General features: G+C 39.6%; 22 protein-coding genes and 1 pseudogene. 6 read left to right on the forward strand and 17 right to left on the reverse strand.

Translation table 11 applies throughout. The features are described 5' to 3' along the window. Nucleotides 1-84: 84 nt before the first annotated feature. Nucleotides 85-1572, forward strand: a complete 1488-nt coding sequence (zwf, locus tag QM857_RS01055) for a glucose-6-phosphate dehydrogenase (protein WP_414274772.1) — start codon at nt 85-87, stop codon at nt 1570-1572. A gap of 41 nt (nt 1573-1613) precedes the next feature. Here zwf and ftsY read toward each other — a convergent pair whose 3' ends face one another. The 7 genes from ftsY to rnc form a co-directional block, all read right to left on the reverse strand. Continuing rightward, nucleotides 1614-2972 (reverse strand): signal recognition particle-docking protein FtsY, encoded by a 1359-nt coding sequence (gene ftsY, locus QM857_RS01060; protein ID WP_414274773.1) that lies wholly within the window; start codon nt 2970-2972, stop codon nt 1614-1616. Between the two features lie 3 nt (nt 2973-2975). After that, nucleotides 2976-3794, reverse strand: a complete 819-nt coding sequence (locus QM857_RS01065) for a Cof-type HAD-IIB family hydrolase (protein WP_414274774.1) — start codon at nt 3792-3794, stop codon at nt 2976-2978. Continuing rightward, nucleotides 3794-4585 (reverse strand): Cof-type HAD-IIB family hydrolase, encoded by a 792-nt coding sequence (locus QM857_RS01070; protein WP_414274775.1) that lies wholly within the window; start codon nt 4583-4585, stop codon nt 3794-3796. The genes QM857_RS01065 and QM857_RS01070 overlap by 1 nt, the downstream gene beginning before the upstream one ends. 120 nt (nt 4586-4705) lie before the next feature. Next, the gene (locus QM857_RS01075) at nt 4706-5284 is read right to left on the reverse strand and encodes an HD domain-containing protein (protein WP_195184229.1); all 579 of its coding nucleotides are present in this window, start codon (nt 5282-5284) and stop codon (nt 4706-4708) included. A gap of 179 nt (nt 5285-5463) precedes the next feature. After that, a complete protein-coding gene (locus tag QM857_RS01080) occupies nt 5464-6123 on the reverse strand; it encodes a trimeric intracellular cation channel family protein (protein WP_303405094.1) in 660 nt (219 codons plus the stop codon). 89 nt (nt 6124-6212) lie between these two features. Beyond that, on the reverse strand, nt 6213-9752 hold the full coding sequence (gene smc, locus QM857_RS01085; RefSeq protein WP_414274776.1) for a chromosome segregation protein SMC: 3540 nt from the start codon (nt 9750-9752) through the stop codon (nt 6213-6215). After that, complete coding sequence (gene rnc / locus QM857_RS01090; protein ID WP_414274777.1) at nt 9743-10441, reverse strand: ribonuclease III; 699 nt, start codon at nt 10439-10441, stop codon at nt 9743-9745. Before rnc ends, smc begins: the two co-directional genes overlap by 10 nt. 153 nt (nt 10442-10594) lie before the next feature. Here rnc and QM857_RS01095 point away from each other — a divergent pair, with 153 nt between their 5' ends. From QM857_RS01095 to QM857_RS01110, 4 genes are read left to right on the forward strand one after another with little or no spacing between them, the layout of a single operon-like run. Next, the gene (locus QM857_RS01095; RefSeq protein WP_000402065.1) at nt 10595-10927 is read left to right on the forward strand and encodes a putative DNA-binding protein; all 333 of its coding nucleotides are present in this window, start codon (nt 10595-10597) and stop codon (nt 10925-10927) included. Nucleotides 10928-10929: 2 nt separating this feature from the next. Next, nucleotides 10930-11145: a 2-oxoglutarate:acceptor oxidoreductase gene (locus QM857_RS01100; RefSeq protein ID WP_414274778.1), complete on the forward strand. Its 216-nt coding sequence runs from the start codon at nt 10930-10932 to the stop codon at nt 11143-11145. 17 nt (nt 11146-11162) lie between these two features. Continuing rightward, nucleotides 11163-12728, forward strand: coding sequence for a signal recognition particle protein (ffh, locus tag QM857_RS01105; protein WP_414274779.1), 1566 nt, complete (start codon nt 11163-11165; stop codon nt 12726-12728). Nucleotides 12729-12747: 19 nt separating this feature from the next. Continuing rightward, entirely contained in the window at nt 12748-13011 is a 264-nt protein-coding gene (locus QM857_RS01110; protein WP_414274780.1) for a SemiSWEET family transporter, read from the forward strand. A 274-nt stretch (nt 13012-13285) separates the two neighbouring features. On the opposite strand, the gene QM857_RS01115 is transcribed toward QM857_RS01110, so the two are convergent. From QM857_RS01115 to QM857_RS01140, 6 genes are all read right to left on the reverse strand, one after another. Further along, on the reverse strand, nt 13286-14176 hold the full coding sequence (locus tag QM857_RS01115; protein ID WP_414274781.1) for an RluA family pseudouridine synthase: 891 nt from the start codon (nt 14174-14176) through the stop codon (nt 13286-13288). Then, nucleotides 14166-14627: a signal peptidase II gene (gene lspA, locus QM857_RS01120; protein WP_070459565.1), complete on the reverse strand. Its 462-nt coding sequence runs from the start codon at nt 14625-14627 to the stop codon at nt 14166-14168. Before lspA ends, QM857_RS01115 begins: the two co-directional genes overlap by 11 nt. Further along, complete coding sequence (locus tag QM857_RS01125) at nt 14624-15532, reverse strand: LysR family transcriptional regulator (protein WP_070459568.1); 909 nt, start codon at nt 15530-15532, stop codon at nt 14624-14626. The genes lspA and QM857_RS01125 overlap by 4 nt, the downstream gene beginning before the upstream one ends. A 158-nt stretch (nt 15533-15690) precedes the next feature. Then, the gene (gene sodA, locus QM857_RS01130) at nt 15691-16296 is read right to left on the reverse strand and encodes a superoxide dismutase SodA (RefSeq protein ID WP_000974725.1); all 606 of its coding nucleotides are present in this window, start codon (nt 16294-16296) and stop codon (nt 15691-15693) included. A 69-nt stretch (nt 16297-16365) separates the two neighbouring features. Further along, entirely contained in the window at nt 16366-17403 is a 1038-nt protein-coding gene (gene holA / locus QM857_RS01135) for a DNA polymerase III subunit delta (RefSeq protein ID WP_414274782.1), read from the reverse strand. Nucleotides 17404-17435: 32 nt separating this feature from the next. Then, nucleotides 17436-18371 (reverse strand): dihydroorotate oxidase, encoded by a 936-nt coding sequence (locus QM857_RS01140; protein ID WP_414274783.1) that lies wholly within the window; start codon nt 18369-18371, stop codon nt 17436-17438. A 227-nt stretch (nt 18372-18598) separates the two neighbouring features. Here QM857_RS01140 and gdhA point away from each other — a divergent pair, with 227 nt between their 5' ends. Then, a complete protein-coding gene (gdhA, locus tag QM857_RS01145; RefSeq protein ID WP_036754601.1) occupies nt 18599-19945 on the forward strand; it encodes an NADP-specific glutamate dehydrogenase in 1347 nt (448 codons plus the stop codon). Nucleotides 19946-20179: 234 nt separating this feature from the next. On the opposite strand, the gene alaS is transcribed toward gdhA, so the two are convergent. The 4 genes and pseudogenes from alaS to QM857_RS01165 all read right to left on the reverse strand — a co-directional run bounded on the left by alaS (nt 20180) and on the right by QM857_RS01165 (nt 25610). After that, nucleotides 20180-22798: an alanine--tRNA ligase gene (gene alaS, locus QM857_RS01150; protein WP_414274784.1), complete on the reverse strand. Its 2619-nt coding sequence runs from the start codon at nt 22796-22798 to the stop codon at nt 20180-20182. Nucleotides 22799-22813: 15 nt separating this feature from the next. Next, nucleotides 22814-23299 (reverse strand): LURP-one-related/scramblase family protein, encoded by a 486-nt coding sequence (locus QM857_RS01155; protein ID WP_414274785.1) that lies wholly within the window; start codon nt 23297-23299, stop codon nt 22814-22816. 272 nt (nt 23300-23571) lie between these two features. After that, a pseudogene (locus tag QM857_RS01160) lies at nt 23572-24027 on the reverse strand (PASTA domain-containing protein); the annotation flags it as partial. A 758-nt stretch (nt 24028-24785) separates the two neighbouring features. Next, nucleotides 24786-25610 (reverse strand): GIY-YIG nuclease family protein, encoded by an 825-nt coding sequence (locus QM857_RS01165; protein ID WP_195184222.1) that lies wholly within the window; start codon nt 25608-25610, stop codon nt 24786-24788. Nucleotides 25611-25764 lie beyond the last annotated feature (154 nt).

Below are 25764 nucleotides of genomic sequence, written 5' to 3' on the forward strand. Positions count from 1 at the left end.
AATTATGATAAAATAAAGGGTATGAAAATGGGAATTCCTCATGCCTAGGATATCTAGGAAAGTAAATAGAAATTAGGTAGCTGGATGTCATCTAAAGTTATTGTTACAATTTTTGGTGCTAGTGGAGATTTGGCTAAACGCAAGCTCTACCCTTCACTTTTTAGACTTTATAAATCAGGTAATCTTTCTGATCATTTTGCTGTTATTGGAACTGCTCGTAGACCTTGGAGTAAGGAATATTTCGAATCTGTTGTTGTCGAATCTATTTTAGATTTGGCAGATAGCGCAGAAGAGGCTCAAGCTTTTGCTAGTCATTTTTACTATCAAAGTCACGATGTTAATGACACTGAGCACTATATCGAATTACGTAAGCTTCAGGCTGAGTTAAACGAAAAATATCAAACTGAACACAACAAGCTCTTCTTCCTCTCAATGGCACCACAATTCTTCGGTACCATCGCCAAACACCTCAAGTCTGAGCAAATCGTTGACGGTAAGGGCTTTGAACGTTTGATAGTTGAGAAACCTTTCGGTACAGATTATGAAACTGCAAGCAAACTAAACGAAGAGCTTCTAGCTACTTTTAACGAAGAGCAAATCTATCGTATCGACCACTATCTTGGTAAGGAAATGATTCAAAGCATATTTGCCATTCGTTTTGCCAATATGATCTTTGAAAATGTTTGGAATCGTGAGCACATCGATAATGTGCAAATTACCTTTGCAGAACGTCTAGGTGTTGAAGAGCGTGGTGGCTACTATGATGAGTCTGGCGCCCTTCGTGATATGGTTCAAAACCACACACTTCAGCTTCTATCACTCTTGGCTATGGACAAGCCTGCTAGCTTTACAAAGGATGACATTCGCGCAGAGAAAATCAAGGTCTTCAAGAACCTTTACCACCCTACAGATGAGGAACTTAAAGAACACTTCATCCGTGGTCAATATCGTTCTGGTAAAGTTGATGGTATGAAGTATATTTCATACCGTAGCGAACCAAATGTCAACCCAGAATCAATGACAGAAACCTTCGCTTCAGGTGCCTTCTTTGTAGATACCGATCGCTTCCGTGATGTACCTTTCTTCTTCCGTACAGGTAAACGCCTAACTGAAAAAGGAACACACGTAAACATCGTCTTCAAACAAATGGATTCAATCTTTGGAGAACCACTAGCACCGAATGTGCTTACCATCTACATCCAACCGACGGAAGGATTCTCTCTTAGCCTTAACGGTAAGAAGGTGGGCGAAGAGTTTAGTCTTGCGCCAAACTCGCTTGACTATCGAACAGATGCGACTGCAACAGGTGCTTCACCAGACCCATATGAAAAACTAATCTATGATGTTTTGAACAATAACTCAACTAACTTTAGCCACTGGGATGAAGTGAGTGCATCATGGAAATTGATTGACCGTATTGAAAAGCTTTGGGCTGAAAACGGTGCTCCACTTCATGACTACAAGGCTGGTAGCATGGGACCTCAGGCTAGTTTTGATCTCCTTGAAAAATACGGTGCCAAATGGACATGGCAACCTGATATCGCCTATCGTAACGATGGTCGTTTAGAATAATCAAAAACAATCCTGCAAGAATTCTTGCAGGATTTTCTTTTTTATAGTAGACCTTCTAAAAGACCCTTCATAAAGTTTTCAGAGTTAAACTCACCGATATCATCGATTTTTTCACCAAAACCAATTAGCTTAACAGGGATATTGAGTTCCTCACGGATAGCAAGAACAACCCCACCTCGAGCCGTTCCATCAATCTTGGTTAAGACAATCCCTGTAACAGGAGTAATTTTTGAGAATTCTTTAGCTTGTACAAGAGCGTTTTGCCCAGTTGACGCATCAAGAGCTAGGAAGGTTTCATGAGGTGCTTCTGGCACCACGCGTTTGATGATACGACCAATCTTTTCCAATTCTGCCATTAAGTTTTCTTTGTTTTGCAGACGGCCTGCTGTATCAATCATGAGAATATCAATGCCTTCTGCTACTGCTCGTTCCATCCCATCAAATACAACACTGGCTGGATCTGCCTTCTCAGGGCCAGTAATGACAGGAACATCTACACGACGCCCCCATTCTGCTAACTGAGCAACCGCACCCGCACGGAAGGTATCAGCAGCAACAAGCATAACCTTTTTACCAGCTTGTTTGTATCGATTAGCTAATTTACCGATTGATGTTGTCTTTCCGACACCATTAACACCTACAAAGAGCATGACAGTCAAACCATCTTGAAAATTAATGCTTTCGTTGTAGTTGCCATCCTTCTCATACAACTCCACCAATTTTTCGATGATAACACGACGAAGGGCTTCAGGTTTCTTAGCATTTTCTAGCTTGGCTTCATAACGCAATTCTTCCGTAAGATTCGAAGCCACCTGCACACCAACGTCACTCATGATAAGTAGCTCTTCTAGTTCCTCAAAGAAATCTTCATCTACAGAGCGGAAATTTGCAAAGAAAGCATTCAAACGGGCACCGAATCCAGTACGCGTTTTCTTAAGACTACGGTCATATTTTTCTTGTTCAGTTTCTTGGACTTGAGGAGTTTCTTCGATTGCTAGATCTTCTTCCACTTCTTCAGAAGTGTCTGCTCCCGTTTCGTCTGATTGAGGCTGAACAATTTCTTCGTCGTCACTATCATTTGAAGGAATCTCTTCAACATGAGTCGATTCCTCTTGAGGACTATCAGCCTCTTGGACTTGACTTAACTCTTCTTGAGAAACCTTCACTCCGTCAACTGATTCGACAATAGTTTCTTCGTCAACATCTGCTTCAGATAAGTCTTCATCATTTTCTTCGGCTACGATAGTCCCATCTTGCTCTTTTACTTCGATATTTTCAGATTCTAACGTCTCAGTTTGCTGGCTATCATCCGATAAATCAATGTTTTCTAGAGCTTCTTTGACAACTTCTTCAATTTTAGGTTCTTCTATTTTTCCAAATAAACGGTCAAATAATCCCATTCTTTAGTTCTCCTTCAATACATATTTTTCAATTGCCCAGGCGACAGCTTCTTCGTCATTAGTCATTGGTGTTACCACATTTGCCACAGCCTTAACTGCTGGCACAGCATTTTGCATAGCGACACCGAGACCGGCCCACTCAATCATCGAAAGGTCATTAGCCTCATCTCCGCAAGCCATGACTTGACTTCGGTCAATTCCCAGGTGTTCAATTAGTTTAGATAATCCTGTCGCCTTATGAACATTCTTTGGTGACCATTCTAGCAAGAGTTCACGTGATTTAAAAATTTCATATTTGTCGTATAATTCTGGTGAAATCTTTTGAATAGCCGCATCCAAAGGTTCCTGAGGAAAGGCAGTCACACATTTATTGTATGTTACCTGACTAGACAAATCTTCAAAAGCAGTTGGAATAAAAGTTAGAGCCGGGTTAAACTGAGCATATAAACTTTCTTGGTCAGACTGAATTTGGTAAACTATTCCTTCTGAAATTGCATCTAAGGGGATTTCTAATTTTTCAGTTTCTTCATAAATACGTGTCACATCATCAATTGAAAAGACTGTCTTATCAAGAATCTCACCTGTATTTTTCTGAACCAATCCACCGTTGAATGTGATAGTATATTCGTCATCGTGACCATCTGTTCCAAGCTCTTTAAGAAAGAAATCCATAGCCTTGAGAGGACGTCCAGTTGTTAGGACTACCTTGACCCCTTGTTCACGCGCAGCCTTTAAAGTTGCCTTGGTACGATCAGTCAATTTCTTGTCTGTCGTCAGCAAGGTTCCATCCAAGTCTAGGGCAATTAATTTAATATCTGCCATTATAACCCCTCCATATAAGCGATAACTGATTGGTCCTTATGGTGACCGATAACTGTTTCGGCAAGTTCCAAAATCTCTGGGCGAGCATTTTCAGGCGCGACTGGGTGCCCTACAACCTGCATCATGTGAAGGTCATTGAGATTGTCACCAAAGGCCATCACTTGGTCCATATCCAGATTTAACTTCTTAGCTAATTCGACAATCGCAACTCCCTTGTCCACATAATCAAGGACAATGTCGATAGATTCAAACCCTGTCGTCATTGCCTTAACACCAGGAACATGTTCATTGACCCAAGCTTCGCCAGCTTCTACTGTCTCTTCTGTAAAGTTAGTTGTGAATTTGAAAATTTCATCGGTGATATCTTCAAGTTTGGCTACTTTTTGAATATTCTCATTGTAATGATGACTAAACATGAGATAGGTTTCATCTACAGTATCTAAAACATAACAAGCTTTCTTACCAGTCAAGAGCATCTTCTTCTCATCGAAATAAGGTGAAGTCTTTAGCTTTTCAAATGTTGATAAGTAAAAATCTCTAGGCATGGTCGCTTCATAGAGGTCTTGTCCATGAAAACGAACCAGACTCCCATTTTCAGCAATGAAAATAATCTCATCTTTGACATCCGCAAAATGTTTTTCAAGCGACAAAAGACCGCGGCCAGAAGCTACAGCAAAGTAAATCCCTTTTTCTTTATAAGAATGGAGAAGCTTTTTTAAGCGCTCCATATCAAATTGGCCAGCTTCATCCAAAAAAGTCCCGTCCATATCAGTTGCGACTAGTTTAATCATAAATCTTTCTCTTCTCCAGTTATAAATCTATCTTCTATTATACCATAGAAAAAGTAAAAAAGACGTGCAGGATTGACACGTCCTTGTATTCTATAAATCTATCTATAGAGCCAGTCGTTATTAAAAATATAAGCCCCTCTCCACACTTTCCTGAATCAAATCTTCCGTTAGTTTCCATAATTCTTCTGATTCACTTTTTATAAACTTTTTCTTTTCTAATACCATGTCTGCACTGATATTATCAGGGTTATAATTTAATTGTGACACCTCTAAGTGATTTATCAGTGGTACCAATGCATCGATTACTCTTGCATATCTTGCTTCAGCACTCTGTCCTTTTTCAAATTCCAACCACAAATTTTTCATATTCAAATATTTCTCTTCTGGAAGGAGGCTCATTGTTTTTTCTATAGATTCTAACTCTCTATCATGAGAATGAATCTTTTTTTCATCATCAAAAACCCAAGTATCTCCGGCATAAATCTCACCTAAATCATGAATCAATAACATAGAAATAACTTTTTCTATTTTTAACTTTTCAGGATAATAATCTTGAAGAACTATAGCAGCTATAGCACCTTGCCAAGAATGCTCGGCACTATTTTCAAATCTTCCGTCAAGGGTTCTATTAAATCTGGTTACTGACTTTAACTTCTCTATTTCTTTAATAAAATCGACTGAATTCTTTAAATTACTCATTGTAGCTCCTATCTTATTTAAAATTTTAGATATAATACCAAAAAATATTAATTTCATCAAATATTTCCCGTATTTGCAAAAATAAAACAGCGCCTAATCCATACGAGATTAGACGCTTGATTAAACTTGTAATTTATAAAATATTTATCAATCGAGTGATTGAACTTTCCTACCATCAATCAATTCCAAGTCTTTTTATCCATATTTGGCAAAGAGAGCTTAAACTTAATAATACAGAGTCGAATCACAAAACCGACAATTGAGAGAATGATAAAAGCAGTGATTCTTGGAAAGTGAAGGACAAAGGCCAACCAGTAATAAATAACGCCAATTACAAAAGATAGAAGGGCATAGATGTCCTCTTTTAGAACACTTGGGACTTCATTAATCAAGAGATCTCGGATGATACCTCCGCCAGCACCTGTTAAACATGCCAAAATACCTGCAGACATTAAATTCAACTTACTATCTGCCAAGGCGGTAGCTCCAATCAAGGAAAAGATGATTAAGCCAATCGAATCAAAGATAAGATAAGCTTCTCTCAGCCACTTATAGAATTTTTTTTCTTGACTAGCATTGGCTTGTTTTGATGTCACAAAGGCATACATAATAATAGCTACTAGAATAGAGACATAAATCGGTCCAGGATCTGCGAGAGCGGAGGGAAAACGACTGATAATAGAATCTCTTAAAATACCCCCACCTACTGCTGTTACAATTGCCAATAAACTAATTCCAAAAATATCTAAACGTTTACCAAATCCTTTGATGGCTCCTGACGCCGCAAAGGCTATAGTCCCAATATAATTACAAATCATTAGGAATAGGTCAAAATCCATATAAGCTCCTCAATTTATTTTTGTAACCTTTCTGACTTCTTGAAGGTCATTCTCCATGCTCTAGTTTGAAATGTTATATTGAAAACAAACTAAGCATCCATATCTTCTAAATCTTTTAGTTTAACAGAGACAATCTTAGAAACACCAGATTCTTGCATGGTTACCCCATAAATAGAGTCTGCAGCTGCCATAGTTCCCTTACGGTGGGTAACAACGATAAACTGGCTATCCTTGTCAAATCGGTTAAGATAATCTCCAAAGCGTTTAACGTTAGCTTCATCGAGTGCAGCCTCTACTTCATCCAAAATAACAAATGGAATGGTCTTGACACGAATGATTGAGAAAAGCAGAGCCAAAGCTGACAAGGCTTTCTCTCCACCACTCATAAGGTTGAGAGATTGGATTTTCTTACCTGGTGGTTGCACAGAGATTTCGACACCTGCTGTCAATAAATCTCCCTCGGTAAGGATTAGGTCCGCTTGACCACCACCAAACATCTGCTTGAAGGTCACTTTGAAGGATTCACGAATAGCTTCAAAGGTTGATTTAAATCGTTCCTTCACTTCATCGTTCATCTCTGTAATGGTTTCAAGAAGAAGATTTTTGGCAGAAAGAATGTCATCACGCTGACTATTTAAGAATTCCAAGCGTTCGTGAACTTCGTCAAACTGTTCAATGGCATCCAGATTGACTGGACCAAGTGAACGGATAGATTTTTCTAAATCCTTGACCTCTTGTTCAGCGACAGCCAAATCTTCTATTAGATTGGCTTGTTCTAAAGCTTCTGTATAACTAATCTGGTATTCTTCAGTCAGTTGAACTTGAAGATAGTGAAGGCGGTCCGTAATCTTCTCTTTGGTTGCTTCTGCACGTGTTTGCTTACGAATCCATTCTTCATTTTGCTGACGAGCTTGTTCTAAATGACTAGCAATATCATCCAATTGACCTTCAATATCATCCAGTTCAAACTGCTTACGAATAAGTCCTTGTTGAATTTCTTCCTTCTGACTCTTGGCTTCTGCTTCCTGCTTGGCCAAAAGTTCTGTATCAACCTTTTCAAGATTGTCTACCTTTTCTTGGAGGAGGCGTTCGATTTCATCTTGCTCCATATCAAGGTATTCAAGCTCTTTGTTAATCCGTTCAATATCTGCAACTTCGTAACGTTTTCGCCCTATCATTTCTGTTTTGAGCAGACGTTCTTGGGAAAGTTTATCCTGCAAGTTTTGGTAGCGTTCCTGAATAGCATTTTTATTGGACTTGATTTCTTCAATCTCAGACTCCAGCTTTTGCTTTTCAGTTGCGATGATTGAGAGACGTTCTTGGCATTTTTCTTTTTCAGCTTGCCAATCTCCACCTCTGAGATTGTTTAATTCTTTTTCCTGAAGTTCTAAAAGCGTTTCGAGTTCTTCGACTTGTTGGCAAGTTTGTTGATAAGCCAGATATAAGCCCTGCTCCTCTATTCGAGCTTGCTCTCCTTGAGACTTAATAGTTTCCAAAGTTTGACTAAGTTCATTCAAGGCTACTTGAACTGACTTCAGATTTTCTTCCTCTTGACGAAGAAGCTTTTCTTCTTGAGCAATTTCTTTTTGTAACTGTTCTAATTCAGGCTTGATGAAAATACTGTTATTTTGACGATTGGCACCACCAGCATAAGAACCACCTGTTCGCAATTCTGTACCATCGAGGGTTACCATCCGAACCTGATAACGTACCTTACGAGCTGCATCACGCGCATGCTCTACCGTATCAAAGATTGCTGTGGTTGCTAGCAAGTTTTTAAATATTGATTCATGCTTGGCATCAAAAGTAACCAATTCATCTGCCATTCCAAGAAAACCTGGACTTGCAGCAATCACATCTTGATTCTGATCTGAAATGCTACGAGCCTTAATAGTTGTCAAAGGTAGGAAAGTCGCACGACCAGCTCGGTTTCGCTTAAGGAAATCAATAGCTTTGGTAGCTGCCTGTTCATCTTCAACGATGATATGTTGGCTACTTGCCCCGAGGGCAATTTCAAGAGCTGTCTGATAACGAACATCAAAGATTAAATGTTCACTGACCGCTCCGACAATACCACCCAAGCGATTTTTTTCTTGTAGAACACTCTTAACACCCACATAGAAATTACTATGATTTTTAAGAATGTTTTCCAGACTTTGCGCCTTGGCCTGTTTGTTTTTCAAACTATCTAGGCGGTCAAAAAGTTGATTTTGCTGACTTTGATAAGCCTGTTTTTGTTCTTCTTCCTGTTTAGCATTCGTCTGATAGTCGGCAAGCAAGGTCTGTACTTTTTCTTTTGCTGATTTTAGGGCAGTCTCTTGCTCTGTGGCCTTTGACTTGGCAGAAGCTAATTGTTCCTTCAAGGACTTCAATTGTTCTTCTTGCTTTTGAGTCTGTTGGCGACTATTTTCAAGATCATTTTCAATCCGTGTCAACTGGTTAGAGACATCCGCTTCTTCCTGCAAGAAAGCAACAAAGCGCTCACGCAGTTGCTCAATCATCTGATCTGGATCATCAGAAAATGCTGCTAACTCAGCTTCTAAACAATTGAGCTCCTTGGTATTGACTGCTAGATTTGCTTCTAACTGACTGAGATTTGCTTCTTTTTCTTCCTTCTCTTGAATAAGAGCATTTCTCTTTTCATCCAAACTAGCTAAACGAGCTTGAGCCTCTTGTTGATTGAGAGCAACCTGCTCTGTCTCTAGTTTAGACAAGGCCAATTTCCGTTCCAAATCACTGATTAGAGCAGTCAAATCCATCAAACTAGTTTGATCTTTAGCCATCTCTGCTTGTAAATCTTGTCTCTGCTTCTTGAGAGATTGATTTTCAAGTTCTAGTGACTCGCGCTTTTGATAATAACTAGTCAACAGTTCTTGGACTTGGTTTAATTCTTCTTCTGTTAGATCCAATTCTGCCTTATTGGCTTGAATTTGTGCAACTAAAACATCTAAGTAAATGGCTTTACGCTGACCGTCCAAGTCCATGAATTTACGAGCTGTTGCTGCTTGCTTTTCTAAGGGCTTGATTTGATTGTCTAACTCATAGATGATATCTTCCAAGCGGTCTAAATTGTCTTGAGTTTGTTGCAGTTTACTTTCCGTCTCTTTACGACGAGTTTTATATTTTAAAACTCCAGCTGCTTCTTCAAAAATAGCACGGCGTTCCTCAGGTTTAGAGTTAAAGATTTCTTCGACCTTCCCTTGGGAAATAATGGAGAAGGAGTCGCGCCCAAGTCCGGTATCTAAGAAAAGATCATGAATATCACGAAGACGGACTTTTTTCCCATCAATCTTGTATTCACTATCCCCAGTACGATAGATATGACGCTCCACCTTGATTTCCTGTCCTGCATCCTTGATGAAACCGTCCTGATTATCTAGAGTAACGACTACAGAAGCATAGTTTAATGGCTTTCTACTTTCTGTTCCTGCAAAGATAACATCAGGCATCTTGCCACCACGAAGACTTTTGACACTTGATTCCCCAAGAGCCCAGCGTAAACTTTCTGTGATGTTAGATTTTCCAGAACCATTAGGTCCTACAACTGCTGTAACTCCCTGGTCAAAAACAACCTTGGTCTTATCAGCAAAGGACTTAAACCCCTGAATCTCAATTTCTTTTAAATACATGAATCCAGTCCTTCCTCAACTGCATTTTTAGCGGCTTCTTGTTCGGCCAATTTTTTAGATCGTCCTTGACCCCTACCTAAACTTTGACCCTCTACAAGGACTTCAACCTCAAACATCTTATCATGGGCAGGTCCATTTTCCGAAATCACCTGATAACGAATATCAACATCACCATTGACTTGGAGTAATTCTTGGAGGTGAGTCTTGTAGTCTTTAATCATCTCAAAATCACCGGCCTCAACCTTTGGAATCATGACTTGGTAGATAAACTCTTTTACCGTAAGTAGTTCCTTATCTAAAAGCAGGGCACCCAAAAAGGCTTCGAAAGCATCTCCCAAGATGGTATCTCGATTACGGCCTCCAGATTTTTCCTCTCCCTTACCTAGTTTGATAAACTGGTCAAACTGGCAATCACGGGCAAAACCAGCCAAACTCTCCTCACGTACAATCATAGCACGGAGTTTAGATAGATCACCTTCTGGTTTTTTAGGATATTTCTTGTACAGATATTCTGAAATCAATAATTGCAGAACAGCGTCTCCTAAAAATTCCAAGCGTTCATTGTGTGAAATTTTTAAGAGGCGGTGCTCGTTTGCATAACTAGTGTGAGTAAAAGCTGTTTCAAGTAATTGTTTATCTGAAAAAACAAGCTCAAAACGTTGCTCTAACACGGTTTCTAATTCTTTCATAAGAACCTCTTTCTAAAACATTATAATACACTCCATTATACCAAAAAAAGGATTCATAGTCAGAAAATAACCGTTAAAAGTCCTTTTTCTGACTTGTGTTTAAAATCAATCCATTACTAGCAGTTCAGGCTATTTTTTGGTATAATAAATCTTATGGAAATTGAAAAAACCAATCGAATGAATGCTCTGTTTGAATTTTATGCAGCTCTTTTGACTGATAAGCAGATGAACTATATCGAGCTCTACTATGCAGACGACTATAGTTTAGCTGAAATTGCAGAAGAGTTCGGTGTCAGTCGTCAGGCTGTTTATGATAATATCAAACGTACAGAAAAGATACTGGAAGACTATGAGATGAAGCTTCATATGTACTCTGACTACATTGTCCGCAGTCAGATTTTTGATCAGATTTTAGAGCGCTATCCAGAAGATACTTTTCTCCAAGAGCAAATTGAGATTTTAACAAGTATTGACAATCGGGAGTAATCATGGACAGTCTAGTTATTTATCAAGGAATACCTTGCAAACTATTAGCCGCAGAGGAACCATTTCCTAGTCGACTACAGATTATCTCGCCCAATGATATCTCCAAAGCTATGCAAATAGGTTTTAGCTGTTGGGGATATTCAAATGAAATCATGAAAGAAGTCACACCCGAAGAACTAGAGTGTTTGCAACATTTCGGACGATTTCCACTGAATTGAAAAAATAGGAGAAAAACATGGCATTTGAAAATTTAACAGAACGTTTGCAGAACGTCTTTAAAAATCTACGTAAAAAAGGAAAAATCACAGAGAGTGATATCCAAGAAGCAACCAAGGAAATTCGTCTAGCTCTTTTAGAAGCCGACGTTGCTTTGCCTGTAGTTAAGGATTTTATCAAAAAAATTCGTGAACGTGCGGTCGGGCATGAAGTCATTGATACCCTCAATCCAGCCCAACAAATCATCAAGATTGTCAATGAAGAGTTGACGGAAGTTCTTGGTTCTGATACAGCTGAGATTATCAAGTCTCCAAAAATCCCAACTATTATCATGATGGTAGGTTTGCAAGGGGCTGGTAAAACAACCTTCGCAGGAAAGCTCGCTAACAAACTCAAAAAGGAAGAGGATGCTCGTCCTTTGATGATTGCAGCTGACATCTATCGTCCTGCTGCTATTGACCAGCTCAAAACATTGGGACAACAGATTGATGTTCCTGTCTTTGCACTTGGGACTGAAGTTCCTGCAGTTGAGATTGTTCGCCAAGGTTTGGAACAAGCCAAAGCCAACCACAACGACTATGTCTTGATTGATACAGCCGGTCGTTTACAAATCGATGAACTTCTCATGAATGAGCTCCGTGATGTTAAAGCTCTAGCTCAACCAAATGAGATTCTCTTGGTCATCGATGCTATGATTGGTCAGGAAGCTGCTAACGTTGCACGTGAATTTAACGCACAATTAGAAGTTACTGGTGTTATCCTTACTAAGATTGATGGGGACACTCGTGGTGGTGCTGCCCTTTCTGTTCGTCACATAACTGGTAAACCAATCAAATTCACTGGTACTGGTGAAAAGATTACTGACATTGAAACCTTCCACCCAGATCGTATGGCCAGCCGTATTCTCGGTATGGGAGATATGCTGACTCTGATTGAGAAAGCTTCCCAAGAATACGATGAGCAAAAAGCCCTTGAAATGGCTGAAAAGATGCGGGAAAATACCTTTGATTTCAATGATTTCATCGATCAGCTGGATCAGGTACAAAATATGGGGCCAATGGAAGATTTGCTCAAGATGATTCCTGGTATGGCCAATAATCCTGCCCTTCAAAATATGAAGGTGGATGAAAAACAAATCGCTCGCAAACGTGCCATCGTCTCATCTATGACTCCTGAAGAACGTGAAAATCCAGATTTGCTCACTCCAAGCCGCCGTCGTCGTATCGCAGCTGGTTCTGGCAATACCTTCATCGAAGTAAATAAATTCATCAAAGACTTTAACCAAGCCAAACAACTCATGCAAGGTGTCATGTCTGGTGACATGAACAAGATGATGAAACAAATGGGCATCAACCCTAACAACCTTCCTAAAAATATGCCTGGTGGCATGGATATGTCAGCCCTTGAAGGAATGATGGGACAAGGTGGTATGCCGGATATGTCTGCTTTTGGAGGAGCTGGTATGCCTGATATGAGCCAGATGTTTGGTGGAGGTCTCAAGGGTAAAATCGGAGAATTTGCTATGAAGCAATCCATGAAACGCATGGCCAACAAAATGAAAAAAGCTAAGAAAAAACGTAAATAAAAGGGAGAGGTAGAAATAGATGAATAAACAAAAAATAAACAAAATCGTTGGTTCGATCGGTGCCTTTATTGGTATTATCGTTTTCATTGCTTACATTCCACAAATTATTGCTAATTTACAGGGAACCAAGGCCCAACCTTTCCAACCCTTGTCAGCAGCTATATCTTGCTTGATTTGGGTCATATATGGTTGGACAAAGGAACCTAAAAAAGACTGGATTTTGATTATTCCGAATTCGGCAGGTGTCATCCTAGGTGGATTGACTTTCCTAACATCACTTTAATAGAAATCGAACAACGACTGAACTCTACTGGTTCGGTCTTTTTTTGTGTATCACTTTAAACAACCAAAAGATAATTGCGATCGGATTTTGCAAAAAAGAGAGTGGATAGAAATCGATCATTCGTTAGAATTCGATTTCGTCGTCCCACCTCCGCACAGTTGAGTAGGACTGTAAAACTGATGAAATCAGCCTAGTAGAGCCCACTCAACCACTGCGTCTTGCTCGACAATCCAAAGAAAATTGAGAGGCTAGGACTTTTGTCCCAGCCTCTTTTTTAGTTATTTCGAAGTTTCTCTAAAGTCTCTTTAAAGATAGCTGGGATATCGGAAGTAAATTCCATATTTTCACCAGTTCTTGGATGGGTAAAACCAAGTGTCTTAGCATGGAGAAATTGCCCCTGACCTTTCAAAGTTTTACGAGGACCATAGACCTCATCCCCAGCGACAGGATGACCGATGTAAGCCATGTGTACACGGATTTGGTGAGTACGTCCTGTTTCCAGTTGCAATTCCAGCAAGGTATAATCACCAAAGCGTTCCAAGACTTGAAAACGTGTTACTGCTGGTTTCCCTTTTGCAGTCACTGCTTGTTTCTTGCGGTCTTTTTCACTACGTCCGATTGGCGCTTCAATGACGCCACGGTCATTTGGAAGATTGCCATGAACGATGGCCCAATACTTACGAAGAGATTTCTTGTCCTTCAATTCTTGAGCAAGTGCGATGTGCGCTTCATCGTTTTTAGCAATCATCAAGAGACCTGAAGTATCCTTATCAATACGATGGACAATCCCTGGACGCAAGACACCATTAATGCCTGATAGGTCCTTGATGTGGTACATAAGGGCGTTAACCAAGGTACCACTCGTATGTCCAGCACTTGGATGAACAACCATGCCTTGACGTTTATTGACTACTGCTACATCCTCATCTTGATAAATGATTTCTAGAGGAATATCTTCAGCTACATACTCCAAAACTTCTGGTTCTGGAACTTGATAAGTGATAACATCCCCTTCTTGAACCGAGTACTTGGCTTTTTTTACCTGACCATTGACCAAGACCTGTCCAGACTTGATTTGTTCATTGGCGAGACTACGAGACAGTTCTGTCAAATCTGACAAAGCCTTATCTAAGCGCACCCCACCGGTTTCAATTTTAATTTCCATTCATTTCCTCTTTTAGCATTGCAAGCAATAACACAACTACTCCGACTGTCAGATAGCTATCAGCTACATTGAAAATCGCAAAATTGATAAAGTCCAAGTGGAACATATCCACAACAAATCCTTGGCTAATGCGATCAATGAAGTTTCCCAGACCACCTGCAATAATCAGAACCAATCCAAAGACTGTCCAGACGGAATCTTCTATATGCTTGTGCAAATACCAGATAGCCCCTGCCATAACTACTAGAGTAATCACCGCAAAAAACCACTGTTGATCTTGAAGCATAGAAAAAGCTGCACCCCTATTTTGCAGATAGGTTAAACTAACTAGATTTGGGATCCATGATTTAACTTCACCTAGAGCAATATTCTGAACGACATAAGCCTTTACCAATTGATCCAATACAATCAAGGCAGCTATAATTCCTGCTACTATTCCTCTTTTTTTCATGCTTTCCTCTTCTGATCAAAATACTCTTGCATGACCTCTACAAATAAAGTCCCTGCTTGACTCAAGTCTACTTCTTCACGTTTAACATAAACCATGCGATTATTGAGATTATCATTTAGTGGAATAACGGTGATTCCGTTAACGCTATCGCTATCTAAGAATCCAGAACCAGTCGCATAAGCATTAGTTCTTTCAAGAATTCCATTTAAAGTAGCACGGTCTGTTACGTTAAACATCTGAGAGCTGGCACTTGTATCCACAAAGTTTTCTGAGTAATAGAGATATTCATCCTTTTCTTGCGTGAATCGAACTGTTGGTAAATCTGCCAAATCCTCCATAACCAACTCTTTTTTCTTGGCTAAGGGGTGTCCTTCACGAAGATAGATATGCGTTTGGAAAGGAATCAACTCAATCACTTCAAGGCCTAACTTTTCAACCCGTTGCATGATACCCTTTTGGTTTTGATTGTTGAGGTAAATAATCCCAATCTCACTATGACCTTGGGCTACTTCATCCAAAATCTGAACAGTTGTAGATTCAAAAATACGGAAATTTTTATATTCAGGATATTGTTGTGAAAATGCTGTAATGGTTGGTGGCAAGAAATCATAGTGCTGGCTGGCTATTGAAAACTCATCCTTCTCCTCTTCAGGATTAGCATACTGATTTTGAAATACATCAAACCCTTTTACTAACTCTTGGGCCTTTTCATAAAATTCCATCCCACGGCGAGTAAGAAAGGTACCCGAACTAGTTCTGCGGAAAATCTTGAATCCTAGCTCTTTCTCCAGATCTCTTACAGAAATAGATAGACTGGGTTGGCTAACGTACATTTTCTCAGCCGCTTCACGAAAAGTACCACTATTTGCAATAGCAACAACGTAGCGTAATTGTTGAATATTCATGATTTCTCCTTCTTTTTCTATCTTATCATTATACCATAAATAAAGCCTATCCAACAAAGGAAAATCATGAGACAGTTACTTCTAAAAAAAGGCAAACAAAAAAACACCTTTAAAGCTAGACCCAAAATCCAACTAAAAAGGGGTGTTATCAAATGCGATTATTTAGCTGCTGCGTAAAGCTCGTCTACTTTATTCCAGTTAATCACTGAGAAGAAAGCTTTGATGTAGTCAGGACGAACGTTGCGGTATTTCACGTAGTAGGCATGTTCCCAAACGTCCAAGCCCAAGATTGGTTTTTTACCTTCTGAGATTGGTGTATCTTGGTTTGCTGTTGAAGTCACTTCAAGTTTACCTTCTTTGTTAACAACCAACCATGCCCATCCAGAACCGAAACGAGTAGTTGCTGCTGCAGTAAATGCTGCTTGGAATTCTTCGAATGAACCAAATGTTGCATCAATTGCTGCTGCAAGTTCTGCTGAAGGAGCTGTCTTTTCAGGGGTCATCAATTCCCAGAAAAGAGCATGGTTCAAGTGGCCACCACCATTATTGATAAGAGCTTGACGAATATCTGCAGGGATAGATTCAACATCTGCAAGCAATGCTTCAAGATCTTCACCGATTTCAGGGTGTTTTTCAAGAGCTGCATTTGCGTTATTTACATATGCTTGGTGATGTTTGTCATGGTGTAAATGCATTGTTTCAGCATCAATATATGGTTCCAAGGCGTCGTAAGCGTATGGAAGATCTGGTAAGATAATAGCCATCTGTAATACCTCTTTTTCTTTCTATATAAAAATGATAACGCAAACAACCTTTTTTTTCAAGTTATTTGCTCAATTTGACTGGCTCGCAATCTGCAATAAAACTTTCTCAAACAAGTACCCTTTTTCGTAAACACCAGTCTTAATTTGGTAATCTGCTTGGATGAGATAACGAATAGAATCTTGTAGGAAATTCAGGGACAATCCTCGCGTGTCACGAAGGGCAAATTTGATTTGATAGGGATTCGGATTGCGACCAAGATAGTGACCTAAACTGCTGACCATCTGAGATTCTGTCTGACCAGACTCTTGCAAAATTTTAACCTGTGTATAGAGTCTGAACTGCCCCAGCATTATGGCAATCAGTTTAATCTCATCTTCTCCCTGTAAGGTCAAGTCCTTGACTAAATCACGTGCCTGATCGATTTTCTTCCCTAAAATCAATTGGGTTAAATCAAAGATATTATCCTGCAAAGTCTTTGGTATGGCTTCAACAATGTCTTCTTCTGTAATGACACCATTATCCTTGTAGGCCTGTAGGAAGAGTAGATTTTTTTGAATTTCACTGAATTGAAAACCTGATTTGATAAGCAACTGTTCGAAGGATTTTCCAGCAAAGGTAAGTCCTAATTCCTGAGCCCACTTTTGAAAATAAGCTCGTATTTCTTGCTCTTTTGGCTCGATGGCTTCAAAAACCTTCGCATCGCGCTTGAGCAATTTGACCAAACGTCTCTTACTATCCAGCTTTCCTTCAGCAAAAATGACTAGTTTACTTGAAGGTAAAGGATTTTCCAGATAGTCTTCAAAAGACTTAAGCTCATCATCAGTTAGATAGCGTTTTTTAGCTGTCGTTATATCGACAAAATGATCTAAAATAACAATTTTTTCATCCGCAAAGAAAGGAAGACTGACCAACTCTAGCTCCAAGCTTTTGTAGTCTACTTCTTTCATGTCAAAATAAGCAAAATTCAAATCTGCAGGATCGTAGCCGATTTGCTTTAGAACCTGAGTTTTCATAATGTCGTACTGTCCTTGATCAGCCCCTGTAAACAGGGTCAAACTAGGTAAATTTGATAGGGATAGCTTTCGGCTTTCTTCTATGGCTAGCATCTATTCTCCTTTCTTTATAGTATAGCTTCAGTTTAATCAATATAATGTAATTTACCACGGAAATCCTCTAGGCTTTGATAACCTTTTTGCGCCATAATTTCTTTGAGTTCCTTGGTAATACGCTCAAAAGCACCTACTCCTTCTTTATGAAGAGTAGTTCCTACCTGCACCATGCTAGCACCACATAAGATATGTTCAAAAGCATCACGCCCTGTTAATACTCCACCAGTTCCGATGATTTGAATTTGAGGATTTAAGCGTTGATAAAAGGCATGGACATTGGCAAGTGCAGTTGGTTTAATGTATTCTCCACCAATTCCACCAAAGCCATTCTTTGGACGAATCACGACAGACTCGTCTTCTATATAAAGACCATTTCCAATAGAGTTGACACAGTTGACGAATTTGAGTGGGTATTTGTTAAAAATAGCTGCCGCTTGATCAAAATGTACAATATCAAAATAAGGTGGAAGCTTAATCCCAAGAGGTTTTGTAAAGTAGGCAAAGACTTCTGACAAGATACGGTCTGTTGTTTCAAAATCATAGGCAATCTGAGGTTTACCTGGAACATTTGGGCAGGAGAGATTGAGTTCGGTTAAACCACGAAAATCACTTTCTTGCACTTTTTTTAAGATGGTATGAGTTTCCTCTGGAGACATTCCAACTAAAGATAGGAAGAAGGTACGATTTGGTTCCTTTTCTTGCAATTCCAAAAGGTAGTTCAAGTAATAGTCTAAACCATTATTTGGCAACCCCATAGAGTTAATAGAACCAAGTGGAACATCTTGATAGCGTGGTTCAGGATTTCCCTGACGAAATTCCAAGGTTGCAGTCTTAGTGACAAAGGTTCCTGCTGCTGAATTTTTGACACCTTCCAACTCTTCTATCGTCATGCAAGCAACACCTGCCGCATTCATCAAGCAATTGTCAAACTCAAAACCAGCAATCTGCGTTTTAGTTGATACCATGATTCTATTCCTCCAGATTCCTTTATATCTCTACTATTATACCATACTTTAGCAGGAGCCTTTTAATAAAACTAACCCTATAAAAAGGTTTCTAATTCAACTAATAAAACTAGCTTTTCCAAATTGAAAGAATTTTTAGAAAATTTATGTTTTTTCCTTTACACTGAAAAATTTTTCTGCTATAATGTCTCATGTAATAAAATATGACAACAAAAAAGGAGAACGATATGACATCTGCTAAAGAATATATCCAAAGCGTGTTTGAAACTGTAAAAGCTCGTAACGGGCATGAGGCTGAATTTCTCCAGGCGGTTGAAGAATTCTTCAGCACTTTGGAGCCTGTCTTTGAAAAACACCCTGAGTATATTGAAGAAAATATCTTGGCACGTATCACTGAGCCAGAGCGCGTAATTTCTTTCCGTGTTCCTTGGGTTGATCGTGATGGAAAAGTTCAAGTTAACCGTGGTTACCGTGTTCAATTTAACTCTGCTGTTGGACCATATAAAGGCGGACTTCGTTTCCATCCAACTGTAAACCAAGGGATCTTGAAATTCCTCGGCTTCGAACAAATCTTTAAAAACGTTTTGACTGGACTTCCAATCGGTGGAGGTAAAGGTGGATCCGACTTCGATCCTAAAGGCAAAACTGATGCTGAAGTGATGCGCTTCTGCCAAAGCTTCATGACTGAATTGCAAAAATACATCGGACCTTCTCTTGACGTACCTGCTGGTGATATCGGTGTCGGTGGACGTGAGATTGGTTACCTTTACGGACAATACAAACGCCTTAACCAATTTGATGCTGGTGTCTTGACTGGTAAACCGCTTGGATTTGGTGGTAGCTTGATCCGTCCGGAAGCAACTGGTTATGGATTGGTTTACTACACTGAAGAAATGCTCAAGGCAAACGGAAACAGTTTTGCAGGTAAGAAAGTGGTTATTTCTGGTTCTGGTAACGTTGCTCAGTTTGCCCTTCAAAAAGCAACTGAACTTGGTGCTACAGTTATTTCTGTATCTGACTCAAATGGTTATGTCATTGATGAAAATGGTATCGACTTCGACCTTTTGTCAGATGTTAAAAACAACCGTCGTGCTCGTTTAACTGAGTACGCTGCAGAAAAACCTACTGCTACTTATTATGAAGGTTCTGTATGGACTTACACTGGTAACTACGATATCGCTCTTCCATGTGCGACTCAAAACGAGATCAACGGTGAAGCTGCGAAACGCTTGGTTGCTCAAGGTGTTATCTGTGTGTCTGAAGGTGCTAACATGCCTAGCGACCTTGAAGCTATCAAAGTCTACAAAGAAAATGGAATCCTTTACGGACCTGCTAAAGCTGCCAATGCTGGTGGTGTAGCTGTATCTGCGCTTGAAATGAGCCAAAACAGCCTTCGCCTTTCATGGACACGTGAAGAAGTTGACGGACGCTTGAAAGATATTATGACTAACATCTTCAACACAGCTAAAACAACTGCAGAAACATACGGTCTTGGTACTGACTACCTTGCAGGTGCAAATATTGCAGCCTTTGAAAACGTAGCAAATGCTATGATTGCCCAAGGTATCGTTTAATTCTAAAAAATGAACTCCTCACTATTCGTGGGGAGTTTTTCTGATGCAAAAAGAGAGTGGGACAGAAATCGGTAATTCGTTAGAATTCGATTTCGTCGTCCCACCTCCGCACAGTTGAGTAGGGCTGTAAAAGCTGATGAAATCAGCGTAGTAGAGCCCACTCAACCACTGCGTCTTACTCGACAATCCAAAGACAAATGAGAGGCTAGGACTTTTGTCCCAGCCTCTAAGTGATTACAATTTACCTGCTACTGCATCCAATAATTCTTGGATCTTGGCTTGGTTGCTTCCTCCTGCCATGGCCATGTCTGGTTTACCACCACCACGTCCATCAACGATAGGAGCCAATTCTTTGACCAAGTTACCTGCGTGGATGTCTTTTGTCTTGCTGGCTACAAGAAGGTTGACCTTGTCACCGATGGCTGCGACAAGAACAAGCACATCAGAGTAGTCTTTTTGCTTCCAGTTATCTGCAAAGGTACGAAGAGCACCTGCATCTGATACAGAAACTTGACTAGCAATGTAACGGTGGCCGTTTGCTTCTTGAACATTCTTGAAGACATCGCCGGCTGCAGCTGCTGCCGCTTTTTCCTTCAATTCTGCATTTTCTTTTTGCAATTGACGGAGTTGTTCTTGAAGTCCTTCAACCTTGTGAGGTACTTCTTTGAGTTGAGGAGCTTTCAAGGTTGCTGCGACTGATTTCAGAGCGTCTTCTTGTTCACGATAAGCTTCAAAGGCTTCCTTACCGGTCACTGCCAAGATACGACGAGTTCCTGATCCAATCCCTTCTTCTTTGACAATCTTGAAGAGGCCAATTTCAGAAGTGTTACCTACGTGGGTACCACCACAGAGTTCCACTGAGTAGTTCCCGATAGTGACAACACGGACTTCCTTACCATATTTCTCACCAAAGAGGGCCATAGCTCCCATTTCTTTAGCTGTATCAATATCAGTCTCAACAGTTTCCACTGCAATGGCTTCCCAAATCTTCTCGTTGACTTGTTGTTCAATAGCGCGCAATTCTTCAGGCGTTACCGCTTGGAAGTGAGTGAAGTCAAAGCGAAGGAATTCTACCTCATTCAGAGATCCCGCCTGAGTGGCGTGGTGACCAAGGATATTGTGAAGGGCTGCATGGAGCAAGTGAGTGGCTGTGTGGTTCTTCATGACACGATGACGACGATTGCTATCGATGGCCAAAGTGTATTCTTGGTTCAAAGCAAGAGGAGCAAGAACTTCAACGGTGTGCAATGCTTGTCCGTTTGGTGCTTTTTGAACGTCTGTCACTGTCGCTACGACATTTCCTGCAGCATCCATGATTTGACCGTGGTCCGCAACTTGTCCACCCATTTCAGCGTAGAAAGGTGTCTCTGCAAAGATAAGTGACGCAGTTCCTTCAGCTACACCTTCTACTTCAACATTGTTAGCTACGATAGCCACCAACTTAGAAGGCAATTGACTAGCATTGTAGTTGAAGACACTTTCTACAGTGATGTTTTGAAGGGTTTCATTTTGCATCCCCATAGATCCGCCTTTGACAGCAGATGCACGCGCACGTTCTTGTTGTTCCTTCATGGCTGCTTCAAAACCTTCACGGTCGACCGTCATGCCAGCTTCCTCAGCGATTTCTTCTGTCAATTCCACTGGGAATCCGTATGTATCATAGAGTTTGAAGACATCTTGACCAGCGATGACGCTTTGACCTTTAGCTTTCAAGTCTGCTACGATCGTTTCTGCAAAGTGTTGACCTGAGTGAAGAGTGCGGGCAAATGACTCTTCTTCGCTCTTCACGATTTTTTCGATAAAATCACGTTTTTCAAGCACTTCTGGGTAGTAGCTTTCCATGATTTTTCCAACAGTTGGAACCAGTTTGTAAAGGAAAGGCTCATTGATACCCAATTTTTGACCATGCATAGAGGCACGACGGAGCAAACGACGGAGGACATAACCACGACCTTCATTTCCAGGAAGGGCACCATCCCCAATCGCAAATGAAAGTGAACGGATGTGGTCAGCGATGACCTTGAAGCTCATGTTGTCACCATCTGGATCGTAGGTTTTCCCAGACAATTTCTCAACCTCACGGATGATTGGCATGAAGAGGTCTGTTTCAAAGTTCGTCTTCGCCCCTTGGATCACCGCTACCAAACGCTCCAAACCAGCACCCGTATCAATGTTCTTGTGTGGCAATTCTTTGTACTCGCTACGAGGAACAGCAGGGTCAGCATTAAATTGTGACAAAACAATGTTCCAGATTTCGATGTAACGGTCGTTTTCGATATCTTCTGCAAGCAAGCGAAGACCGATATTTTCAGGGTCAAAGGCTTCTCCACGGTCAAAGAAGATTTCTGTATCAGGTCCAGAAGGTCCCGCACCGATTTCCCAGAAGTTGTCTTCGATTGGGATCAAATGACTTGGATCTACTCCCACTTCAATCCAGCGATTGTATGAATCTTTGTCATCTGGATAATAAGTCATGTAAAGTTTGTCTTTAGGGAAGTCAAACCACTCAGGACTTGTCAAAAGCTCATATGCCCAAGTAATGGCTTCGTCACGGAAGTAATCCCCGATTGAGAAGTTCCCCAACATTTCAAACATAGTATGGTGACGAGCAGTCTTCCCTACGTTTTCGATATCGTTGGTACGGATGGCTTTTTGCGCATTGGTAATACGTGGGTTTTCAGGAATGATGGTTCCATCAAAGTATTTCTTAAGGGTTGCGACCCCTGAGTTGATCCACAAAAGGGTTGGGTCGTTTACTGGAACCAAGCTAACAGATGGTTCTACTGAGTGGCCTTTACTTGCCCAGAAATCAAGCCACATTTGGCGGACTTGTGCACTAGATAATTGTTTCATAATGTCTCCTTTTTACTAATTAGATTGGCTTTCTAGCATTTCCACATAGTCGATAGCAACGCAGAGGGAAATAACTAGGTCTGCATAAGATTCGTCATAGACGGTTACGGTATAGGTAGAGGTTAAATGGAAGAGTTCCTTGGCGATTTCCGCAATCACTTGATCACGGTCATCCAGAAGTTTAAAGTTTAAATCCCAGATATTCCCCTCAATGCGAAGACCTAGGTTGTCAAATTCATACTTATCTCTAAAGAAAGTCAACTTCTTTCGGATATAAAAACTATCTCCATTACTGAGTTGAATCTCAAAGCGTGGCATGAAGGTCAACATTTCTTTACTAATCTCACTAACCTGTTCACCAGAATTATCAAAAATGGTAAAGGTCTTAGGAATCTTAAAAAATGAACCTTCAACCTGATAGGCGACATTGCCAATCTCATCCTTGATATCAAAGCGTTCACCACCTAGGCGAAATTTTTGTTTGACAAGAAATCTTCTCATAAGTACCTCCAAAAATAAAAGACAAATTCATATCACGAAGGGCGAAAAACCGCGGTACCACCTTCATTCAATGAACTTGTCATTCTTGATTCTTATGCAATTGTTACAATCGAGTAGCATGATTTTCTATCTTAGATGGCTCGCAGCACCGCCATTTCTCTGGACTAAGATGGAGAGAAAATCAATTCTCAACATTCCTATTATATCGTTTTGATAGAGATTCGTCAAGGTTAATGGCAATGAATCATAAATTTAGCTTTAAATCTCTTAATTTACCTAGAGTTGCCTTGTGATGTTTGAGTAGTTTTGGGCTTATATATTGAAATTTTAATTCGTGTATTGTTCAAATCTACACCTTCACCTGGTTTTGGACTTTGGCTAACTACAGTCTCTTCAGCAGTTCCTTCTGGAGCTGTGGAGACTTCTACCACTTCAATATTAGCCTCTTTTACACCTACTATCTGAATCAAGTTATTCTTGGTAAATTCAAGGCTTGATCCAATATAACTTGGCATAGGAACTCTTGTTACCTTCTTGGCAACGGTCAAAGTAATCTCCGTCGCCTTACTAAGATCATAAGTGGTTCCTTCTGGCAGACTTTGTTTCATAACAAGACCTGCCTCTGTTTCACTTGATTCTTCTTCTACAATCTTAATAAGATTTTCAGGAACTTTTTTCTCCTTGAGCTCAGCAACCACATCTATTGATTTTCGGCCAATAAAGTTTCCAATATATACTTTTGTAGCTTGTGGTCTAGTAGTGGGAGATGTTGTTGATCTTTGTTTATCTTGAGATTTACTAGTACTAGGTGAACTTGTGGTTGTTGTACTAGTCGAGGTTTCTGAAGTAGTTGGTTGAGTTGAATGATTATTACTGTTATGAGTATAAGATGATTTAGACTTGGTCATACCTATAAAAAAAGTTCCAATTATCACTAATAAAAGTAAGCTTATAGCTATTCCGAAAAGCCACTTTATTCTACTTATTTTTTGTCTACGACGCTCTAATATTTCATTCTGTTCTATTTCTTCCTGTTGTTTTAATTGAAATTGCTCCGCAGCCAAACGTTGTCGTTCTATTTCTCTCTCTTTCTCAAGTAAATACTCATCATATTCAGCTTCTGCTTCTGCTAGAAGTATCTGTACCCTAACTCTCTCGTCTTCTGATTCAGCTTTAGCCCACAGTTTTTTTAAATCAAATATATTATCTTTATATTGTTGCTCTATACGTAATTCTAACTCTCTTTGATGACGAGATTCTTCATCCCATTGCCTCTGGCGTTCTAACTCATTTCTCTCTTTTAATGTTTCTTGTTGTTCTCGAGCAAGACGATTTTGTTCATCTAGTGCTGCCTGTTGCTTTTGGTTAGAAAACTGCTGTTCCCATCTCTGCTGTTCCAACAAGTTATTTTGTCTTTTTAGCTCTTGATTCAATTCTTCTTCTCGACGAGCTTTTTCCCAATCATTCAAATTATTCATAGCCTCTCCTAATTTGCATTATAACCATGTTCTTTAGATTTTAATACTTCTTTCCACCAGGATTCACGTTTTAAAACAAACTTATCATCTATTTTTCCGTTATAGTTTTCCAGTACAGAGTATTGAAAATTTTCTTTAACGTAATTCAATCCATGTTTTTCAACTAAAATCCTAAGTTCTTTATTACCACCATGTCCATTATCCACATAGGATTGCCAACGTTGTAAAAGCATACCATAGTTTGAAGTTGCTGAGCCTACATATAATTTACCATTCTGCTTATCCGTAATAAGATAAACAGCTTTTTGATTTTCTAAAGCGGTTATCCAATCTTTTTTTCTCAAACGTAAAATCAATTCTAATTCTTTGTAAGATAAAGAAATATTATCATATCCCGGAAATTCTTCTCCTCCAAATGAATCTGATAACAATTGCTCTATCACAAGTTTTTCCTTACAAGTTGTATACTTTAGAACTGAACCTCTAGATTCTTTTCTGTACCGAATAATTAGACGACCAAAAAGGGCTGAATATTCCTTTAGTTCAATTCCTTCATAATTTTGTCCTCCAGTAACAAAAAGTTCCTTACTCACTTCTTTTATAGTAGTTAATAACCATTTGTTATTATCAATCTTAATGAAATTTACGACAATATCTCCAACATTGAAATATCGCTTATTTGTTCTCCAAAATAAGTTGTAGTTATTAATTATTTCTTCGTCTCTCAAATAGGTCTGAATTGGATTTTCACCCGTCCAATTATTAAATTTCACCTTGAATTTTCTCTGATTTTGCTCACTTATATTCAAAATATCGTTTAACTTTATATCCATAACAAACTCTCACCCATAATATTTGCTTAACTTTACATCTCTCATATATTATTATACAGAAAGGTGTAGTTATGGTCAAACTTTAATAAGTTTGATTTATTAATTTCATCATAAAAAACGAACCAGCTTGACTGGTTCGTTTTGTTTTATATAC

The sequence above is a fragment of the Streptococcus infantis genome (assembly GCF_047463315.1).
Classification (GTDB): domain Bacteria; phylum Bacillota; class Bacilli; order Lactobacillales; family Streptococcaceae; genus Streptococcus; species Streptococcus infantis_AB.

Coding starts and splice junctions, on each gene's coding strand:
- zwf (WP_414274772.1), top strand. CDS start 85: ATGTCATCTAAAGTTATTGTTACAATTTTTGGTGCTAGTGGAGATTTG.
- ftsY (WP_414274773.1), bottom strand. CDS start 2,972: ATGGGATTATTTGACCGTTTATTTGGAAAAATAGAAGAACCTAAAATT.
- QM857_RS01065 (WP_414274774.1), bottom strand. CDS start 3,794: ATGGCAGATATTAAATTAATTGCCCTAGACTTGGATGGAACCTTGCTG.
- QM857_RS01070 (WP_414274775.1), bottom strand. CDS start 4,585: ATGATTAAACTAGTCGCAACTGATATGGACGGGACTTTTTTGGATGAA.
- QM857_RS01075 (WP_195184229.1), bottom strand. CDS start 5,284: ATGAGTAATTTAAAGAATTCAGTCGATTTTATTAAAGAAATAGAGAAG.
- QM857_RS01080 (WP_303405094.1), bottom strand. CDS start 6,123: ATGGATTTTGACCTATTCCTAATGATTTGTAATTATATTGGGACTATA.
- smc (WP_414274776.1), bottom strand. CDS start 9,752: ATGTATTTAAAAGAAATTGAGATTCAGGGGTTTAAGTCCTTTGCTGAT.
- rnc (WP_414274777.1), bottom strand. CDS start 10,441: ATGAAAGAATTAGAAACCGTGTTAGAGCAACGTTTTGAGCTTGTTTTT.
- QM857_RS01095 (WP_000402065.1), top strand. CDS start 10,595: ATGGAAATTGAAAAAACCAATCGAATGAATGCTCTGTTTGAATTTTAT.
- QM857_RS01100 (WP_414274778.1), top strand. CDS start 10,930: ATGGACAGTCTAGTTATTTATCAAGGAATACCTTGCAAACTATTAGCC.
- ffh (WP_414274779.1), top strand. CDS start 11,163: ATGGCATTTGAAAATTTAACAGAACGTTTGCAGAACGTCTTTAAAAAT.
- QM857_RS01110 (WP_414274780.1), top strand. CDS start 12,748: ATGAATAAACAAAAAATAAACAAAATCGTTGGTTCGATCGGTGCCTTT.
- QM857_RS01115 (WP_414274781.1), bottom strand. CDS start 14,176: ATGGAAATTAAAATTGAAACCGGTGGGGTGCGCTTAGATAAGGCTTTG.
- lspA (WP_070459565.1), bottom strand. CDS start 14,627: ATGAAAAAAAGAGGAATAGTAGCAGGAATTATAGCTGCCTTGATTGTA.
- QM857_RS01125 (WP_070459568.1), bottom strand. CDS start 15,532: ATGAATATTCAACAATTACGCTACGTTGTTGCTATTGCAAATAGTGGT.
- sodA (WP_000974725.1), bottom strand. CDS start 16,296: ATGGCTATTATCTTACCAGATCTTCCATACGCTTACGACGCCTTGGAA.
- holA (WP_414274782.1), bottom strand. CDS start 17,403: ATGCTAGCCATAGAAGAAAGCCGAAAGCTATCCCTATCAAATTTACCT.
- QM857_RS01140 (WP_414274783.1), bottom strand. CDS start 18,371: ATGGTATCAACTAAAACGCAGATTGCTGGTTTTGAGTTTGACAATTGC.
- gdhA (WP_036754601.1), top strand. CDS start 18,599: ATGACATCTGCTAAAGAATATATCCAAAGCGTGTTTGAAACTGTAAAA.
- alaS (WP_414274784.1), bottom strand. CDS start 22,798: ATGAAACAATTATCTAGTGCACAAGTCCGCCAAATGTGGCTTGATTTC.
- QM857_RS01155 (WP_414274785.1), bottom strand. CDS start 23,299: ATGAGAAGATTTCTTGTCAAACAAAAATTTCGCCTAGGTGGTGAACGC.
- QM857_RS01165 (WP_195184222.1), bottom strand. CDS start 25,610: ATGGATATAAAGTTAAACGATATTTTGAATATAAGTGAGCAAAATCAG.